General features: G+C 66.9%; 15 protein-coding genes. 12 read left to right on the top strand and 3 right to left on the bottom strand.

Annotated features, from left to right (window positions below; all coding sequences use genetic code 11):
- Positions 1 to 33 precede the first annotated feature (33 nt).
- The 11 genes from ACWW1C_RS00400 to ACWW1C_RS00350 all read left to right on the top strand — a co-directional run bounded on the left by ACWW1C_RS00400 (position 34) and on the right by ACWW1C_RS00350 (position 13,545).
- Positions 34 to 813 (top strand): DeoR/GlpR family DNA-binding transcription regulator, encoded by a 780-nt coding sequence (locus ACWW1C_RS00400; protein WP_455981583.1) that lies wholly within the window; start codon positions 34 to 36, stop codon positions 811 to 813.
- On the top strand, positions 810 to 1,787 hold the full coding sequence (pfkB, locus tag ACWW1C_RS00395; RefSeq protein ID WP_455981582.1) for a 1-phosphofructokinase: 978 nt from the start codon (positions 810 to 812) through the stop codon (positions 1,785 to 1,787). The genes ACWW1C_RS00400 and pfkB overlap by 4 nt, the downstream gene beginning before the upstream one ends.
- A gap of 25 nt (positions 1,788 to 1,812) precedes the next feature.
- Complete coding sequence (locus tag ACWW1C_RS00390) at positions 1,813 to 3,846, top strand: PTS fructose transporter subunit IIABC (RefSeq protein ID WP_455981581.1); 2,034 nt, start codon at positions 1,813 to 1,815, stop codon at positions 3,844 to 3,846.
- A 44-nt stretch (positions 3,847 to 3,890) separates the two neighbouring features.
- Positions 3,891 to 4,148, top strand: coding sequence for an HPr family phosphocarrier protein (locus tag ACWW1C_RS00385; RefSeq protein ID WP_455981579.1), 258 nt, complete (start codon positions 3,891 to 3,893; stop codon positions 4,146 to 4,148).
- A 193-nt stretch (positions 4,149 to 4,341) separates the two neighbouring features.
- Positions 4,342 to 5,688, top strand: a complete 1,347-nt coding sequence (gene mycP, locus ACWW1C_RS00380; RefSeq protein WP_455981578.1) for a type VII secretion-associated serine protease mycosin — start codon at positions 4,342 to 4,344, stop codon at positions 5,686 to 5,688.
- Positions 5,685 to 7,070, top strand: a complete 1,386-nt coding sequence (gene eccE / locus ACWW1C_RS00375) for a type VII secretion protein EccE (RefSeq protein WP_455981577.1) — start codon at positions 5,685 to 5,687, stop codon at positions 7,068 to 7,070. The genes mycP and eccE overlap by 4 nt, the downstream gene beginning before the upstream one ends.
- Positions 7,071 to 7,084: 14 nt before the next feature.
- Entirely contained in the window at positions 7,085 to 8,653 is a 1,569-nt protein-coding gene (locus ACWW1C_RS00370; RefSeq protein ID WP_455981576.1) for a PPE domain-containing protein, read from the top strand.
- On the top strand, positions 8,650 to 8,988 hold the full coding sequence (locus ACWW1C_RS00365) for a YbaB/EbfC family nucleoid-associated protein (RefSeq protein ID WP_455981575.1): 339 nt from the start codon (positions 8,650 to 8,652) through the stop codon (positions 8,986 to 8,988). Before ACWW1C_RS00370 ends, ACWW1C_RS00365 begins: the two co-directional genes overlap by 4 nt.
- Before the next feature lie 10 nt (positions 8,989 to 8,998).
- Entirely contained in the window at positions 8,999 to 10,183 is a 1,185-nt protein-coding gene (locus ACWW1C_RS00360) for a DUF7373 family lipoprotein (protein WP_455981574.1), read from the top strand.
- Between the two features lie 139 nt (positions 10,184 to 10,322).
- Entirely contained in the window at positions 10,323 to 11,516 is a 1,194-nt protein-coding gene (locus ACWW1C_RS00355; protein ID WP_455981573.1) for a DUF7373 family lipoprotein, read from the top strand.
- A 10-nt stretch (positions 11,517 to 11,526) separates the two neighbouring features.
- Positions 11,527 to 13,545 carry a serine/threonine-protein kinase gene (locus ACWW1C_RS00350; RefSeq protein WP_455981572.1) on the top strand — a complete coding sequence of 673 codons (2,019 nt, stop codon included), beginning with the start codon at positions 11,527 to 11,529 and terminating at the stop codon, positions 13,543 to 13,545.
- 1 nt (position 13,546) lies between these two features.
- On the opposite strand, the gene ACWW1C_RS00345 is transcribed toward ACWW1C_RS00350, so the two are convergent.
- A complete protein-coding gene (locus ACWW1C_RS00345) occupies positions 13,547 to 14,041 on the bottom strand; it encodes a sensor domain-containing protein (RefSeq protein WP_455981571.1) in 495 nt (164 codons plus the stop codon).
- Between ACWW1C_RS00345 and ACWW1C_RS00340 the strand changes: the two genes are divergently transcribed.
- Positions 13,953 to 14,252 carry a hypothetical protein gene (locus ACWW1C_RS00340; protein ID WP_455984509.1) on the top strand — a complete coding sequence of 100 codons (300 nt, stop codon included), beginning with the start codon at positions 13,953 to 13,955 and terminating at the stop codon, positions 14,250 to 14,252. The genes ACWW1C_RS00345 and ACWW1C_RS00340 overlap by 89 nt on opposite strands.
- An 8-nt stretch (positions 14,253 to 14,260) precedes the next feature.
- Here ACWW1C_RS00340 and ACWW1C_RS00335 read toward each other — a convergent pair whose 3' ends face one another.
- Both ACWW1C_RS00335 and ACWW1C_RS00330 read right to left on the bottom strand, forming a co-directional pair.
- Positions 14,261 to 17,398 carry an ATP-binding cassette domain-containing protein gene (locus ACWW1C_RS00335; RefSeq protein WP_455981570.1) on the bottom strand — a complete coding sequence of 1,046 codons (3,138 nt, stop codon included), beginning with the start codon at positions 17,396 to 17,398 and terminating at the stop codon, positions 14,261 to 14,263.
- Positions 17,367 to 18,845 carry a neutral zinc metallopeptidase gene (locus ACWW1C_RS00330; protein ID WP_455981569.1) on the bottom strand — a complete coding sequence of 493 codons (1,479 nt, stop codon included), beginning with the start codon at positions 18,843 to 18,845 and terminating at the stop codon, positions 17,367 to 17,369. Before ACWW1C_RS00330 ends, ACWW1C_RS00335 begins: the two co-directional genes overlap by 32 nt.
- Positions 18,846 to 18,914 lie beyond the last annotated feature (69 nt).

The raw sequence follows: 18,914 nt of genomic DNA, 5'->3' as shown, positions 1-18,914 counted from the left end.
GAATCGGATGCATTCCAACACCCTTGGAGGGTCATGTACGCGGAAGAACGGCAGCAAGCCATCGCCGCGCGAGTCCTCGCCGACGGTCGCGCGTCGGTCAACGACCTGGCCGACGCCTACGACGTCACCACCGAAACCGTCCGCCGCGATCTCGACGTCCTCGACAAGGCCGGCGTCATCAGGCGGGTGCACGGGGGAGCGGTGCCCGCCCGCACCCTGCACCTGGTCGAGCAGGGAGTGGTCCAGCGCGATTCCACCCAGACACAGCAGAAGGCAGCCATCGCGGCTGCAGCGATTGCCTTGCTGCCCACCACCGGCGGAACCGTGCTGATCGACGCCGGCACCACCACCGCCCGCATCGCCGAACTCATCCCCACCGACCGCGACCTCGTGGTCATCACGAACTCCATCCCCGCGGCCGCGAAGCTCACGGCCAACCCCGCCGTGTCCCTGCAGCTACTGGGCGGCCGGGTCCGCAGCCTGACCCAGGCCGTGGTGGGGGACCAGGCCCTGCGGACACTCGACTCCCTGCGCGTCGACGTCGCCTTCCTCGGCACCAACGGCATCAGTGTCCGGCACGGCTTCTCCACCCCCGACAGCGACGAGGGCGCCATCAAGCGCGCCATGGTTCGGTGCGCCAATCATATTGTGGTAACGGCTGATTCGAGCAAGTTCGACAGGGAAGACCTGGTCAGTTTCGCGCCACTGTCGGCCGTTCGAACCGTCGTCACCGATACCGAGATCCGCGCCCACGACCGCCAACAGCTCGTCGACGCCGGCGTCGAGGTCATCTGCGCAGAGGCCGGCTCATGATCGTCACCGTCACGCTGAACCCGAGCCTCGACCGAACCCTCGCCCTCGACGAGCCGCTGACCAGGGGAGCGGTGCACCGACTGACCCCGGTCTCCACCGAGCCAGGCGGCAAGGGCGTCAACGTATCTCGCGCCCTGACGCAGAACGGTGTCGACACCGTCGCCCTGCTGCCGGCCGCCGATCACGATCCGATCCTGACGGGGCTGCGTGCCCGGGGGGTGCCGTTCCACAACATCGACATCCCCGGTGCCGTCCGCAGCAACCTGACCATCACCGAAAACGACGGGACCACAACCAAACTCAACGAACCCGGGGCATATCTGGACGACGCTGCCCTGGCAGCCCTGACCACCGCCGTCTGTGACCACGCGGCGGGAGCCACGTGGGTGGTGCTGTCCGGGTCACTTCCGCCGGGGGTGCCCGACGACTGGTACGCCGACATCGTGGGCCGGCTGGCGGCACTGCCGTGCCGCGTCGCGGTCGATACCTCCGAGCGTCCACTCACCGCGCTGGCCGCGGCCTTCGCCACGGCGGCGCCGGACCTCATCAAGCCCAACTCCGAGGAGCTGGGCTCGCTGACCGGCTGCTCCGCGCAGGCATTGGAAGACGCTGCTGCACAAGGTGATCCGTTGCCGGTCGTCGCCGCCGCCCAGCAACTCGTCGACCGCGGGTCGCGCACGGTGCTCGTCACCCTCGGCGGCGCGGGTGCGGTCCTGGTCGACCGCGACGGCACCTGGTCCGCCACGGCACCGCCGATCGTGCCCCGCAGCACCGTCGGAGCGGGTGACGCATCACTCGCGGGCTACCTCGCGGCCACCATCGCCGGCGCCTCGCCGGCCCAACGGCTCCAGACGGCCGTCGCCTACGGCAGCGCCGCTGCCTCGTTGCCGGGTTCGGCACTACCCACCCCGGAACAGATCGACGTGAAAGCCGTTCGGGTACAGGCCGTCACGTCCGCCTCCGCTCCTCTCTGATCTCGCCCCATTCAAAGGAACACCCATGCCGATCATCACCTCGGACCTCGTCGCACTCGACGTCGACGCCGGCCCCGACAAGCAGAACGTGATCGAATTGCTGGCCGCGCGGATGGCCGAGACGGGTCGCGCCACCAACGGTGACGGTCTCGTCGAGGCCGCCCTGGCGCGCGAATCCCAGTCCGCCACCGGACTTCCCGGTGGGATCGCGATCCCGCACTGCCGATCACCCCATGTCGACGAACCGACCATCGGATTCGCCAGACTGGCGCCCGCGGTCGCGTTCGGCGCGCCCGACGGCCCCGCCGACCTCGCGTTCCTGATCGCCGCACCGGAATCCGGTGGCGCCGAGCACATGAAGCTGCTGTCCAGCCTCGCCCGCGCGCTGGTCCGCAAGGATTTCGTCGAACAGCTTCGCGCGGCAGGCACCGCCGACGAGGTGGTCGCACTCGTCGAAGGCGTGGTCAGCCCGGTACCCGTAAACCCCACCGTAGCCCCCACCACACCCCCCGCATCGGCACCCGCGGCCCCCGCCGCCGAGCCGGCGCCCACGGCCTCCGTCATCGCAATCACCGCATGTCCCACCGGAATTGCTCACACCTACATGGCCGCCGACGCCCTGAAACTGGCCGCCGACCGCGCCGGGGTGCGCTTCAGCGTCGAAACCCAGGGCTCGTCCGGGTCCACCCCACTGTCGGCAGAGACCATCGCCGCGGCCGACGCCGTCATCTTCGCCACGGATGTCGGGGTCAAGGACAAGCAGCGGTTCGCCGGCAAGCCCGTGATCGCCTCCGGCGTGAAGCGGGCCATCAACGAACCCGACACCATGATCGCCGAAGCCGTTGCGGCGGCCAAGGATCCGCAGGCCGCGCGGGTACAGGGCGAGACCGCGGCGGCCGCCTCCAGCGATAACCGCGGCGGGCTGGGCTGGGGCACCCGACTGCGCCAGATCCTGCTGACCGGCGTCAGCTACATGATCCCGTTCGTCGCCGCCGGCGGCCTGCTGATCGCTCTCGGCTTCCTGTTCGCCGGCTACGAGATCGCCAACAAACCTGCCGGCCAATCCGATTCACTCGCGCACATCATCGCGACCACCAACTCGCTGACCAACCTGCCTTCCGGCGGACTGATGCAGTATCTCGGCGCCGTGCTCTTCACCTTGGGCGGGCTGGCCTTCGGGTTCCTGGTTCCGGCCCTCGCCGGGTACATCTCCTTCGCCATCGCCGACCGGCCCGGCATCGCACCGGGTTTCACCGCAGGCGCGGTGGCCGTCACCGTCGGCGGCGGGTTCATCGGCGGCATCGTCGGCGGCCTCATCGCCGGATTCGCCGCGCTGTGGATCGGCTCGTTCAAGGTGCCGCAATGGTTCCGCGGCCTGATGCCGGTGGTGGTGATCCCGCTCGGTGCCTCGTTGATCGTCGGTCTGTCGATGTTCCTGCTGCTGGGCCGTCCGCTGGCCGCCGCGACCTCGGGCCTGACCCACTGGCTCGGCAGTATGTCGGGCAGTTCACTGATCCTGCTCGGCGTCATCCTGGGCCTGATGATGTGCTTCGACCTGGGCGGGCCGGTCAACAAGGCCGCCTACGCCTTTGCCGCGGCGGGCCTGAACATGAGCGATGCCGCGTCGCTGCGGATCATGGCCGCCGTCATGGCCGCCGGCATGGTGCCGCCACTGGCCATGGCGCTGGCCTCGGCCGTCCGGCCCCGCCTGTTCACCGAACCCGAGCGCGAAAACGGCCGCGCTGCTTGGCTTCTCGGCGCCTGCTTCATCACCGAGGGCGCCATCCCGTTCGCGGCCGCCGACCCACTGCGCGTCATTCCGTCGATGATGTTCGGTGGCGCCGTCACCGGGGCTCTGGTGATGACATTCGACGTGACCTCCAAAGCGCCGCACGGCGGCATCTTCGTCTTCTTCGCGATCGACCACCTCGTCTGGTTCGTCGTCGCCGTCCTCGTCGGCGCCGTCTGCAGTGCCCTGGCGGTCATCGCCGCCAAGAGCGCCGGCAGGTCGCTTCCGGCGGCCGACACCACCGCGGCCCTGCAGCCCGCAGGCAACTGATACGTCCCCGATCAACCAACCAACCCCACATCAAAGGAGAAGCCATGCCCAGCAAGACCGTCACCGTCGGATCCGTCATCGGCCTGCACGCCCGTCCGGCAGCCGTCATCTCCGAGGCCGTCGTGAACTCCGGCGCCCAGGTGACCCTCGCGGTCGACGGCGGGGAACCGGTGGACGCCGGCTCGGCGCTGATGATCATGACCCTCGGGGCCGGCAACGGCGCCCAGGTGACAGTGGCTTCGGACGACGAAACCGCGCTCGCGGTGGTCGCTGACCTGGTGTCGCAGGACCTCGACGCCTGAGGCGCGGCACCCGGGGTCACTCCCGGTGGCCACAGAAAGCGCGCAGAGCCCCCGCTACACACCACTAGTATGAATTCGTGCTACATGCGTATGGGGAGGGCATCGCGGTTCGCGGCGATGTCGTAGCGGGAAGAATGTCACGGGGGACTCGGAACATCACGAGCGGTCGTCCCCATGGTGGGGGCGGTAGCTCGTGCGTCGTCTAGCCGCCCTGACTGCGGCGTTGCTGCTGGCTGTCGCCAGCGCACCGCCCGCACTGGCCATCGAACCGCCGGCCATCGACCCCGGCGCCGTCCCACCCGACGACACCGGCCCCGATCAGCCGATGGAGCAGCGCAAGATCTGCTCCGCGCCCACCGTGCTGCCGAACACCAACTTCGCCGACAAGCCATGGGCGGCCGACTATCTGCACCTCGCGGAGGCGCAGAAATTCGCGACGGGTGCGGGCATCACCGTCGCCGTCATCGACACCGGTGTGAATGCCTCGCCCCGGGTGCCCGCCGAACCCGGCGGCGACTTCGTCGACAAGGGCGGCAACGGCCTCTCCGACTGCGACGCCCACGGCACGCTGACGGCGTCGATCATCGCCGGCCGTCCGGCACCGACGGACGCGTTCATCGGGGTCGCCCCCGAGGCGCGCCTTCTGTCGCTGCGCCAGACGTCAGAGGCGTTCCAGCCGAAGGACTCCCGCAGCGACCCGAACGACCCGAACACCACCCAGACCGCCGGGTCACTGCGCAGCCTGGCGCGCGCCATCGTGCACGCGGCGAACATGGGCGCCCAGGTGATCAACATTTCCGAGGCCGCCTGCTACAAGGTGACCCGCGCCATCAACGAGACCGCCGTGGGTTCGGCCATCGCGTATGCGGTGAACGTCAAGAACGCCGTGGTCGTCGTGGCGGCCGGCAACACCGGCCAGGACTGCAGCCAGAACCCGCCGCCCGACGCCAGCGTGCCGTCGGATCCGCGGGGCTGGAAGCAGGTGCAAACGATCGTCTCGCCGGCCTGGTACTCGCCGCTGGTGCTGACCGTCGGCGGCATCGGGCCACAGGGCCAGCCGAGCAACTTCTCGATGTCGGGCCCATGGGTCGGAGCCGCCGCACCTGCGGAGGGCACCACCGCGCTGGGCTACGACGGCAATCCGGTCAACGGGCTCAACGGGCAAGATGGCCCCATCCCCATCAACGGCACGTCGTTCGCCGCTGCCTACGTCTCGGGTCTGGCCGCCCTGCTGCGGCAACGGTTCCCGGACCTCACCGCCGCGCAGATCGTCACCCGGATCACCGCGACGGCACGGCACCCCGGCGGGGGAGTGGACAACTACGTCGGCGCCGGTGTCATCGACCCAGTGGCGGCGCTGACCTGGGACGTTCCCGCCGGCCCCAAACAGGCGCCCTACCAGGTCAAGAGCATCCCGCCGCCGGTGTACATCCCGCCGCCGGACCGCGGACCCATCACCATGGTCGTGGTGGCCGGCGCTGCGCTGGTCATACTGCTCGGCCTGGGTGCGGTGACCCGCCGTGCACTGAGGCGCCGATGAGGCACTTCGGGTTCCGATTCACCACCGGGCACCTGCTATGGGCGGCGACGCTGGTGCCGGCGGTCGTGCTGCTGTGCATGCATTTCAACCTGCTGTGGCTCGGCATCACCCTGGGTGTCCTGATCGCGCTGTTCTCGGTCCTGGCCATCCGCGGACGGCGGCTGACCGGCTGGATCGCTGCGATGTTCGCCTGGCAACGCCGGCGCAAGGTGGCCCTGCCGGCGCCGTCGGAGCCCGCCGTCGGAGCGACGGTCATGCCCGGCGATCACGTAGCGGTGCGCTGGCTGGGTGATCACCTGATCTCCGTGGTCGAACTGGTGCCGCGGTCCTTCACGCCGACCGTGATCGTCAACGGCGAAGCGTTCACCGACGACAACCTCGACACCCGCCTGGTGGAGCAATTGCTCACGGCGCACGCACCCGACCTGGAGGCCGACATCGTCTCGGCCGGCTACCGGGTCGGCAAGACGGCCCCGTCGAGCGTCGTCGCGCTGTACGAGCAGGTCGTCGGCCCGTACGCCGCGCCCGCCAACCGGCGGACCTGGATCGTGTTGCGCGCCGACCCCGACGAGACCCGCCGCTCGGCAATGCGCCGCGGCACCGGGGTTTCCGGCCTGGCCAGCTACCTGGTGGCGACCACCACCCGCATCGCCGACCAGTTGGCCAGCCACGGCATCGACGCCCGCCCCGCCCGCAGCTTCGAAGAATACGACCGGGCGACCGCGATCAGCTTCGAGCGCGAGACCTGGTCAACCATCAAGGGCCGCAGCACCTTTACCGCGGCCTACTCGGCACCCGGTGGCCCCAACATGTGGTGGTCGGCCCGCGCCGACCACACCATCACCCGGGTCCGGGTCAAACCGGGTCAAGCCCCGACGGCGACCGTGCTGCTGACGACGCTGGCCACGCCGACAACGCCCCGCGGCTTCTCGTGTCTGTTCGGTGGACAGCGGGCCGCGTTGGAGGGGCTCAGCCCCATCACCGACCGGCACTACGAATTGCCGATCGGCTCGGCCGGCGTGCTGGTGGGCGAGACCGCCGACCGTTACCCCGTCTACATGCCGTTCGACAACGTCGACTCGACGATCAACCTCGGCGACGCGCACCTGTTCACGCAGTTCGTGGTCCGCTCCGCGGCGGCCGGAGCCGTCGTCACCCTGGCGCCGCAGTTCAAGGAATTTGCAGGGTTCATCAACGCCCGGATCGGGAACGTTCCGAAGGTGGCGTGGCCGAATGCCACCACCTACCTGGGACCACACCCGGGTATTTCACGAATTCTTTTGCGTCACAACTTCATCGACACTCCGCGACACCGTCAGCTGCCGATCCAGCTGATCAACCCGCGCGAGGAGAGCCGGTTCCAGATGGCGCTGGAGAAGTGAGGGGGAGCAAGTAGATGGCTGGAAAACTGAAGGTCTCTTCGGAGACGCTGAACGCCAAGGCAGCACAAGTTGACGTTGACCTGCCCACTTTGCCGCAGGCGCCCAAAGCGCCATGTGAGTTGGCGATCGCGCAAGAGGCCGCCGGATTCCTCAACAACAACCTGCAGCAGCTCGACGCCGCACTCAAGGCCGGGCGAGCTCAGAACCGGCGACTGGCCGCCTGCCTACGGGCGGCCGCCGCGGCCTACGACGCCGCCGACGCGGCCGGGAAATCCGGTATCAATGCCACTGAGCTGGGCGCCGGCGGGGGTGCGCCCATCACTCCCAACCTCCCCCCGGCTCCGGCCCCCGCAGACCCGGTCGGCAGTTTGCCCTGGATGCTCGAATCACTTGGCGCCGGAGAGTCACACCCCAGCAATCCCGGCATGAACTGGGAGCAGGCCGCTGCGCAGATCAACGGCGGCGACCAGGGGTCCTCGATGATCGAGTTCGGCGCGAAAATGACCGCAGTGGCAGCGAAACTCGCTGAGTTGAACGGCAAGTTCAACATGACCGGCGTCGAGTGGGAGGGCGACGCCGCCGAAGCCGCAGAGCAAGCGCTCAAGGACTACTCGACCTGGCTGACAGCGATGACCCAGGCCGCGAACAACCTGGCCGTCCAGGCCATAGACCTGTCAGCGATCCACGGCGGCAGGCGACCCGAGCACCCCAGCATGCAGGACGTGGCGGACTACGAGAATGCCAGTGTGCTCGCGACCGTGGGGCAGGCGGCGTACGACTTCTTCACCGGCCACGCCACCAAGCAGCAGGAGTCCGACACCGTGCGGGCGAAGTACGCGCAGCAGGCGGCGATCCGTTCCCTCGTCACACCGCCGCCGCCCAATTTCGGGTCGAGCGCGTGGCCCGCAGTCAAGCCCGGCGATGTAGCGCCCAAGAAGGGCGACCCGGGCAAGGCCACACCTCAGGGTCCTGGCGGAGGTGGCCCGTCCGGGGGCGGCGGCGGGACCCCAGGCGGTGGGGCACCGACGATGCCGGAATCACCGAGCGTCAGCCCGGCCAGTGCCGGAGCTCAGAAACCCGAGGGCGGCGGATCACCTTCTGGCGGTTCACCTTCCGGTGGCGGTTCCCCGTCAGGCGGATCCGGGCAGGGTTCACCGAGCGGCGGGATGCCCGGAGGCTTGGGCGGCGACAAGCCGGAGATGCCGAGCCTGCCCGACGGTCCGAGCGTGAGCCCGGCTTCTGCCGGCGGCGGCGCGGGCGGGGGATCCGGCGGCGGTGGCGCCGGACTGGGCGGCCAGCCCATGCAGCCGGCGGCCGTCGCACCGGCGGTGGGCGCTGGCGGTGCGGCAGCGGGCGGCGCCAGCCAGGCCGCAGGCCGTCCACCGGTCGGCGGCGGCGGCGGTATGGGTGGCGGCATGGGCGGTGGCGGCCACGGCGGTGGCCGCGAAGGCGGCAAGGAAAAGAAGCGCAACGCGAGTCTGTCGCCCGACGAGGTCCTGTACAAGGAAGACCGCGCCTTCACCGACGGCGTCATCGGACACCGGCGACGCACCAAGATCGATGACAAGAAGGACACCAAATGATCGAGATGCATCCCGAGGTCGCTGCGGTTCTCCAGCAGGCCCAGCGCCTGCAGTCGGTCATGGACGAGCAGCTCGCCAAGATGAACACCGAGTCATTCACCGCGACCGACGAAGCCAAGACCGTCGAGGTCACCCTCAACGGCCACCACTGGCTGACGGATCTGTTCATCGAGGACGGTCTGCTCCGCCTCGGCGCGGATACCGTCGAAGCCCGGATCAACGAGGCCCTCGGCAACGCGACCGCCAAGGCCACTGAAGCCATCGACGCCGACCGGGCCCGCCTCAACGAGCTGGTCGCCGAGATCACGGCCGGCAATCCGCCCGCTCAGCCATAGCGATCACTGGATGAAGATCGCCAAGCTGGCCGCGGCGGCTGCGGCAGTGTCACTGCTAGCCGGCTGCACAACGGCGACGACCGGCGATGCAACGAAAGACCCGTCATTCAGGCCGGGTGACGCCATCGTGAGTCTGCTGAACCCGGGCAACTACCCGACGGCACCGAAGCCGGGGCCTGCGATGAAACCGGGAGCCGAAAGCGGCCGGATCATCGACGGCGAACGCATGGGCGAGTACGTCGTCGGCCCATGGGAAGTTGACCCGCAGCTGCTGAACGTCGGATTCATTTCGACCGGTCTGTTGTTTAGTGTCGTATCGCTCCTGTCGCCTGAGCTCGACCAACTGGCGCAACAGCACCACTTGATCTACGGATTCGGCTCCGGCCGCCACACGGGCGTAAACGTCGACCACCTCCGCAAGCTGCAGAACACCGTTTTGCGCTTTCCAAATCCCGACGAAGCGGCTGCCGCAGCATCTGATTTCTACACGCAGCACCCGCGCATCCATGATCCCTCAACGAAACTCGACATCCCGGTCCCTGGACATCCGGAATCGCAGATGCTCCAAATCACCATGCCGGACGGGACTTTCGCCACTTCAATCATTTCGCCGCATGGCCCATTTGTCTTGATTCAGAGCGGTACGGCACAGGAAAGCGCCGACGTTTCCACGCAATTGGCACTCAAAGCGCTCGATCTGCAGGCACGCAGGATCGATGACTTCAGGCCGATTGACCCCACTCAGTTCGCGACCATGCAGACCGATCCTGAAGGACTGCTCGTGCGGACGGTGCCCACCAAGGAGCACAAGGGCAATCAAGGCTTGTGGGGACCACGTGGCCTCCTCCATTTCGACGACGACCCGGTCCAATCCGCAGCGGCGTTGACGGCAGCCGGCGTAGACGTCATCTCAGTGCGCGGCACCTACCTCTATCGGGCGAAAGACGCCGCCGCCGCGACCCAGCTCGCGCGGAAGTTGGCCGAGCCCGGCGGGAAAAGCCCCAGCGAACCGGGCCCCACCGTACCCGGCCTGTTCTCGGCCAAGTGCCGGGCGATCAATTACGCCGAAGTGAAGGCGCTCGTCTACGACTGCACCGCGTCATTCGATCGGTGGGTGTACACGGCGTCCTCGTTGCAGCCATTCGACGCCACACAACGAATGGCATCCCAATACCTACTGCTGACCGCGAAATAGCTACACCTCCGGTTCAAGGCGCTCCGACCGCGAGCCACAGCGACTGAGGCACTCAAACACTCGAATGCGTACAGTTCGCGGAGAGTAACTGCGCACTGCCTCGGCGTTGCGCAAGTCCGGGGAGACGATGGGGAGCGTCATGAAGATCGCCAGTTTGACCGCAGCGACTGCGGCAGTGTCACTGCTGGCGGGCTGCACAACGGTGACGACGGGTGACGCGGCCAAAGACCCGTCATTCAAGCCAGGCGACGCCATCGTGAGCCTCCTCAACCCAGGAAACTATCCGACGGCACCCAAGCCCGGGCCGGCGATGAAACCGGGCGCCGAATCTGGACGCCTCATCGATGCCGAACGGCTCGGCGAATTCGTCGTCGGACCGTGGGAAGTCGATCCCACCCTGATCAGCATCGGGGTGAACGTGACGGGCCTATTTCTCGATGCCGATCGTCTGAGCAGCGTCGAACCCGGTCCCATGAAGCAGATCGCGAAAGATCATCAACTGATCAATGGGTTCGGCTCCGGTCGCGGAACCATCCGCGGCGCGGATCACGACAACCAATTGGTGATTCTGGTACTGCGATTCCCGACAGCTGACTTGGCCAACGATGCCGCCCGCCAATTCTCAGAGCAGGCGCCGGCCATCGATCGGGCGACACCCAATCAACCGATACCAATTCCCGGACACCCGGAAGCGCTCGCGCACGAGTCCACAACGGCAGACCGTAGTTTCACGGTCAGTGCCTATACGCCGCACGGGCCATACGTGCTGTATCAATACGCGTTGAGTGACGTAAACGTCGACACCGCAACACAGTTCGTTGCCAAGGCGCTGGATCTGCAGACTTCGCGCATCGACAAGTTCCAGCCGACCGATCCAGCGCAGTTCGCCACCATGCGGACCGATCCTGAAGGCCTGCTCAGCCGGACGGTGCCTACCAAGGAACAGAAGGGAAATCAGGGCCTATGGGGGCCGCTCGGCATACTTCATTTCAGTGACGACCCGCTGCAAACGGGCACAGACTTGACGGCAGCCGACGTAGACGTCGTTTCAGTACGCGGCACCCACCTCTACCGTGCCAAGGACGCCGCGGCCGCGACGCAGCTCGCGCAGAAGTTCGCCGAGCCTGACGCCAAGAATCCCACCGAACCGGGCCCCAGCGTAGCCGGTCTCCCTTCCGCGAAGTGCCAGGCAACCGACACCGCCGAGGTAAAGGCGCGGGTCTACTCCTGCTCTGCAGCACTGGACCGGTGGGTCTACACCGCAGCATCGTTGCAACCATTCGACGCCACCCAGCGGATGGCCTCCCAGTATCTGCTGCTGACTGCGAAATAATCGGACGACAATGACCTCGACGTTCAATCCCGGCGACATCGTGGCCGGCTACACCATCGAATCCGTCCTCGGTGTCGGCGGCATGGGTGTGGTCTACAAGGCCAAGAACCCACAGCTGCCCCGCAGCGATGCCCTGAAGGTACTCACGACCTCCATTCAGGGTGATGGCCAGTTCCGTGAGCGTTTCCTCCGCGAAGCCAACGTCGCCGCCACCCTCGACCACCCCAACATCGTCGCCGTCTATTCGCGCGGTGAAACCGAGGCGGGCCAGCTGTGGATCGCCATGCAGTACGTCGCGGGAACCGACGCAGATCAGGAAGTCCGGTCCGGGCGGATGTCACCCGCGCGGGCGGCCCGCATCATCACCGAAGTCGCCAAGGCCCTCGATTACGCACACCGGCGCGGCATCATGCACCGCGATGTGAAGCCCGCCAACTTCCTGCTGGCCAATCCAGAGGATCCCGGCGATGACGAACGAGTCTTCCTGGCGGACTTTGGAATTGCTCGCGCATTCGACGATGCCGCGCACCTGACCACCGACGGTTCGGTGATGGCGTCCATCGCCTACGCCCCGCCCGAAGCACTGAGCGGGCAGCACGTCGATTCTCGAGCAGATGTCTATTCGCTCGCCTGCAGCTTCTTCGTGCTGCTCACCGGCCGGACGCCGTACGGAGGACTCCCCGGCGGCATAGCCGCGATCGCCGCGGCACACGTGACAGGAGAGATACCGCGCGTCACTGACCGCGTGCCCCACCTGCCGTGGGCACTGAACGAAGTGATCGCCCGGGGGATGGCAAAAGATCCCAACGTTCGATTCCAGACCGCGCGCGAATTCGCCGCCGCGGCAACGGCCGCCGTTGCGAACACCGGCCCGGCACCACAGCCACCCGGCCATCTGCCACCCCCGGGGCCGCAATCATGGCCGCCGCGTCAGCCGACGCCGCCCAGCGGCGTGCTGACGTATCCCAGCGGGCAGTTCAGCGGCCCCTACCCGCCCGGACCACCACGTGGCCCGATGCCTCGCCAGATGGCGGCACCCGATCTTCCAGCCGCGCCACAGAAACGTTCACGCAAACGTCGACTGGTCATCGGCGCCGCGGCAGCTGCCGTGGTCACCGTCATCGTGGTCGTCGCCTCGATACTGCTCATCGGCAAGCCCGGCGCCCCGGCCTACACCGCGCAGTCGTTCACCCACGCCCACGGCAGCACCGAAATCACCAAGGCACCAACAGCTGTCGCCGCCCTGGGCCCCGGCGACGCGGACGCAGTGCTGTCGCTCGGGCTACAACCGGTGGCCATTGCCGGCGCAGGCACGTCCCTGCCCTCGTGGTTGCAGTCCAAGATCACCGGGAACCCGTCGGTCAAGGACACCGTCGGTTTCATCGACACCAGCGCCATTCAGGCCGCCAAACCCGACGTCATCATCGCGACCGGCGAGATCGACGACGCGACCTACCAGCGCCTCGCGGCGATCGCCCCGACCGTGACTCAGCCCAAAGACACCAGCCGGGCATGGAACTGGCAGACCCAGCTCAAATGGATCGGCAAGATTCTCGGCCGAGACAAGGACGCCGACAACCTCATTGATCAGGTGTCGTCCCAGCAGAGCGACCTGAAGAATCAGAATCCGCGAGCCGCGGGGAAGAGCGTCCAGGTGATCCACGTGTCGGACGACGGCGTCAGCCAGACGCTGACACCGTCCAACGCAGCGGACTATCTCAGTTCGCTCGGTTTGAACTACGACGCCGACTTGCGTCGCAAGTCAAGCGACAGTAGTTCAACCCGGTCGATGCCAGACCTCGGGAAATTGTTCTTGATTCACAGCGAAGTGCTGGTCGTCGTGCGAACCGACAAAGCCGCCGGTAACGGTGGGGCAGCGGGGCTTCCCTACCAATTGGCCGCCTACCGCGGATCGATGATCATCGTGGATGACCCCAATAGCGTTGCAGCACTTGCCGATCCCGGCGGTTATCTGGCTACCGAGTATCTCAACGCCAACTTTGTTCCGCTGATGAGCGTCATCCGCTGAGTCACAGGCCTGCGGCAATCTTCGCCACCAGGTCGCGTCCCTTGTTCCCGACGTTCGGACCGCACACCCGTACATCGATGATCACGTTCCTTCGCGCACCCAATGAGTGCTGACAACGAACTCGGGTCCCATCGCCGGCAGTCGCCGATATCGGAACGCTCGCGACGGAATCGACCGATTCCACCCCCTCCAGCGCGTACGTGAGCGGCGCCTGACCGCCCGTGACTGTCGCCTGCTGGTTCTGGCATGACCGCCATAGTCGGGTGGTCGCCTCACGAAAGTCCGCCGCCTCCACATCTGTGGGAAACGCGGCAACCACCTGCACGACTTGAGCATGCTGATCTCCATGGAGAAGCTGCCCCGCGAAACCCGTTCGGCCGTAGTACCCAATGGTGTCGAGAGCCGGCATGACGGCTTCGAGGCACCTGATCGGTTCGACCCGCAGCTTGGTATCCGGTTTCCTGAAGATCGCTTCCGGCGTCATCGCAACGCCCATCAGGTCGCTGATCGCGGACGGGGAGCCCAACAACTTCGGCAGGCCTGCATCATCGACAGGTTTGGCGACAGCTGACGTCGACGTCGTCGGAGATGCAGCAGCCGTGGCCGTCGTGGCGGTGCCCGAGACCTTCCGGTCGGTGACCGAACAACCCGCCGCCACAACGACCACCGCTCCGATGAGCACTCCAGTACGCCAGGGGTTCATCTGATCCTTCCGTCAGCCGACTTTGTCAGCGATCTGCTTGGCCAGGTCCGTGGCCTGAGTGCCGCCGCCCGAACTGCACGTCAACACGTCGATCACCACATCAACCTTGGTCGTCAGCACGTGCTGACAGCCGCGTCCCGGCTCTGTGAACACCGCAGTGAGAGTGCCCTTGTCGGACGTGACCGCACCTACCGCCAGTTGCCGCGGCGGCTGGCCGTCGGCCGTGAACGTGACGGCCATGTTGGCGCAGCCGGCCCACGTGGCCGCGGCCGGAATCCGCTCTGCCGCTTGAGGTCCCGGGTAGCCTACGGCGTACGCCACCATCCACACGTTCGGATCCGCCGGATTGTGCAGCTCCATTCCCGACATTCCCGTGAATCCTGGCGCGAAGGTCCCGGAGCTGCCCGCGTCGGCGACACCGGCACACGGTGGGGGAGTTGCCGTACCAACCCGTGGAGTTTCCGCGGTGACGATGGTCGCGGTAGTCATCGGCGGCGACTGCATGACAGCGCTCACCACCTTGCCGTCAGGAAGCAGGCCGGCCAGATCGATGCGGTGCCCCTGGGAAGCCGCCTTGGGCGGCGCAGCGGGTCCCGTCGGTTGCGTCGGCCGGTTTCCTGAGTCTCGGGTCAGGTAGGTCATACCGGCCACAAACCCCGCAGCCAGCACAACGGCAACCACGATCCCCGCGACTTTCGGCGCTCTCGTCTTCGTGCCATCACCGGGCAGCCGCAGCCGTCGGTAGACCACGAACCCAGCTACTGCCCCGAGCAGCACCAGCACGCCGATATCGAGGGCCCACCAACGCAATTCGTGGTGCCACAGCTGGTCGTCGACCGACATGAGCGGAGCAATCTTCAGCAAGTCGACCACGCTGGCCGACGCCGCGAATCCCCACCGCCCCGGAAGGAACCACGACGCCTGATCCAGGCCGAGGCGTCCAGTGACGGGAATCATGCCGCCGGAGAACACGATCGACAACATGATGACGACGACGAGCATCGGCAGGATCTGCTCGCTGGACCGCGCCACCGAGGACAACAACAGCCCCAGGATCGCCGAAACGATCGCTGCCACAGTCAGACTCACATACAGGTCGAGCGTCGGGCTGCCCAGCAGCAATGCACCCTGGGTGGGCCCGCCCTTCCCGATCACCACGATCGCCACCACGATCGCCGTCTGTATTGCGGTAAATGCGCTGTACACAACGATTTTTGCAGAAAGGTAGGCGGCTGCGGACAAGCCGACCGCCTGCTCCCTGCGGAAGATCGTGCGTTCACCGACCAAGTCGCGGATCGTCAGCGCGGTCCCCATGAATACCGCCGCGATATTGGCGACGATGAGCAACTGGTTCGGTTCATTGGGGGAGTGGCCCACAGTGGCCACTCCAAAACCGGTGTCTCCCGGCACAATCAGCGACATCGCGCCCAGGATGAACGGCAGCAGCAACAGAAAGCCGATGTAGATCCGATCGGCGAAGATCAGCTGCAGCTGCCGGCGCGCAACGGTGAGCATCTGGCGGCCGGTACTGGTGCGGGCCGGAGCGCCGAGCGGGCCGGCGGGCTCCGGCGGCGCAGGCGGTTGGTTGGCGGCCGGGTTGTTCTGCAGGAACACCGCATGCGCCGCATCGGGATTGGCCGAGACCCAGGCGAAGATGTCTGCCCAGTCCTGGGTTCCCATCGCCGAGCCGACCGCTTGCGGCGGTCCCGCATAGACGGTCTTGCCACCGGGCGCCAGGAGCAGCACCTGGTCGCACATGTTCAGGTAGGTGAGCGAGTGCGTCACCACCAGGACCGTGCGCCCGGCATCGGCCAGTCGGCGCAGCATCTGCATGACCTGCCGGTCCAACGCCGGGTCCAGCCCAGAAGTGGGCTCGTCGAGGATCAGAAGTGATGGGCCGGTGAGCAATTCGAGCGCCACCGAGGCGCGCTTGCGCTGCCCACCCGACAGCTTGTCCACCCGCTTGTCTCGGTGCTGAGTGAGTTCCAGCTCGGCAAGTACACGTTCCACCACCGAGTGGCGATCGTCTTTGGTCGTGTCGGGTGGCAACCGAAGTTCGGCTGCGTAGTTCAGTGCCTGGCTGACCGTCAACTGCCGGTGCACGACGTCGTCCTGGGGCACCATGCCGATCCGCGACCGGAGCGACGCATAGTGCGCGTGCACGTCGTGCCCGTCGAAAGTAACCTGCCCTGACGTGGGTTTGGTAACGCCGCCGAGCAGCCTGATCAACGTCGACTTGCCCGCCCCCGAGGGTCCGATCACCGCCGTGAGAGTGCCGGGTCGGGCGTCGAACGAGACGTTCGTGAGCAGTTGGTGGCCGTCGATGGCGAGCCCGACTTGGCGTACCTCGATGCCACCGGTCGCGACCGCCTGCCGCGACTGGACCGCGGTACCGCCGGCGAACACCAAGTCGGTGTTGCCGATGGTGATGACGTCCCCGGGACGCAGGGTGACGGCCTCGACGCGGTGGCCGTTGACGAAAGTGCCATTGCCCGAACCGTTGTCGTACAACTGGGTTCCGGTCGGGGCGGGCACCAGGTACGCGTGGATCCGGGAGGCCAGCGAGTCTTCGACCTTGATGGCCGCGGTCGAGTGCCGGCCGATGGTGACGGCGCCCGCAGGCGGACCTGATGAGCGGTGCGGCGCGGGGGTCGGTGCCGCCGGACGCTGCGGTGGCGGCGGTGGTTGCGAAATCGACCGTGGCGGTTGAGGAATCGGCTGCGTCGGACGCGGGGGCGCCATCTGCGCCGGTGGCTGCCGGTACTTGGCGACCGGAATGACTTGTGTGGCCGTCCGGAAATGCAACTGCGGCCCGTCCGGGGCTCCGACGGCCAGCACCAGGTCGTCACTGATGACGGCCGACGGCACCCGCGTTCGGTTGGCGAAGATTCCGTTGCGGGACTTGTCGATTGCCACCCACTGCCCGACCGCGGGGTCCACCCGGATGATCAGATGCAACCGAGACACCACGTGCTTGGCGCCAGGACCGGCGTCAGGGATTCTGACGTCCGATGCCTCGCCACGGCCGACAGTGACCTCCTTGCCGGGCGGAAAGGTGAACATTGCGCCACCGAGCGTCACGATGAGCGGCGGGACGGAGCTCACGAATGCACTCTCCTCACTGGTAGCGCTTGTAGCAGCCCTCGTCATCGGTGGCCAGCCCGGCCCGGAACGCCGCGATCCTGGTGAACGCGGCCGGAACGCCCTGCCCGTCGACCGCCGTGGCGACGTAGCCGTTGGTGAGCAGCCCGGCGACGGCCTTGTCCAAGTCGCCTGCGGTCAACTGCAGGCTGGCACCACTGGGCAGGTCATGCGGCTTGGCCATCTGTCGCTGGGCCAGCGCGGTCAGGCAGGCTGTGCGCAGTGCGGCCGTCGGGTTGTCGAGCTTGACCCCGCGCTGGTTCTCGAGCGCCATCATGTACCGCGACACCACGATGGAGAACGCCGTGTTGTCACCCTGAATGAGGGTCTTCTCGGCCATGTCGGCCGGCGTGCCGATCTGCTTCAGGGTAGGCAGATTCACCGAGATCGTGTTCGTCGACGGACAGTACGATGCAGGCGAATCACCCTGGGAGATATCACATTTCGCCGGCTCGTACGTCAACTTCGGTGGCTGTTTCGGGGAGTAGATCACCCCGAGCAACTCGACCAAGGTGCCGATCGTGTCCTTGTCGATCGGCAGGTCTGCGGATCTGTGGTCGTCGTCCATCGGCTCATCTTCGAGCTCCATCGGCAGCCCCTTGCGGCGTTGCTTGATGTCGTCCAGATCGATGGCCGCGCAGGCCTGCGGCCCGACGGTGAAACCCTGCTGGAATGCGCTGACGCGGTCCAGCGCGGTGCCGTGACCATCAGTGAGCATGTCGCCGTCGTGCGGACCCAGCGTTGGATCCCGGACGGTGATCAACCCGGCGAGCACATGATTGAGGCCGTCTCCGGTGCTCATCATGAACCGCTTGGAATCACCCGCCGCGACGTAGTGCAGATACGCGCCGGCGAAGCAGTCGGCCTGCTGCTCACGCACGATGACCGGGGTACTGCGGGTCACCAATTTGGCCATGTATTGGATCGCGTGACCGTATTCATGCCCGATCAGGCCGGCGACGGAGACGTCGCCGAAGTACTTGCGGCCGGTCGGCACCATGACGCCGCGGTCCCACGCCATGAGCTTCTCGCTGGGGCAGTAGAAGGCGTTCACCAGGCCGGCGGTATCCTCGTCGCACGCCTCCGGACTGTTCCGATCGCGGGCGTCGTACGACAGGAACTTCTCGATCGGCTTGAACGAACCCTTCAAACCTGAAGCGCTGTAGTCGTGCTGCCAGTATTCGGCAATGTCGTTGATGGCCTGTAACGCCAGTCGATCGACGTCGCCATTGTTGGTGTTCTGCACCTTGCCCACCGCCGCAGGCGCGTTGTCCCGCAACCCACTCGCGCCGTCCTTGGCCGGCAGATCGGCGACGTGGAAGGGGTCGTTGACGGGCGACACCGCAGTGCCGGTGACGGTCGGCGCACAGCCCGCCAGGAGCGTCACCGCGCACAGCGCCACCGAACGTCGCAGCGCCGCTCCGCGTATCACCCGCAATCCGAAGTCGTCTGTCATCGTGCCCCCCTGACGTTCGGTCCAGACTATGGCCTGCCGGCAGCTTCAGAACAGCGAACGGTGCACCCC

This window comes from Mycobacterium sp. HM-7, assembly GCF_053852335.1.
Note: the sequence above shows the minus strand (reverse complement) of the source record. Positions and strands in the feature narration are given on the sequence as shown.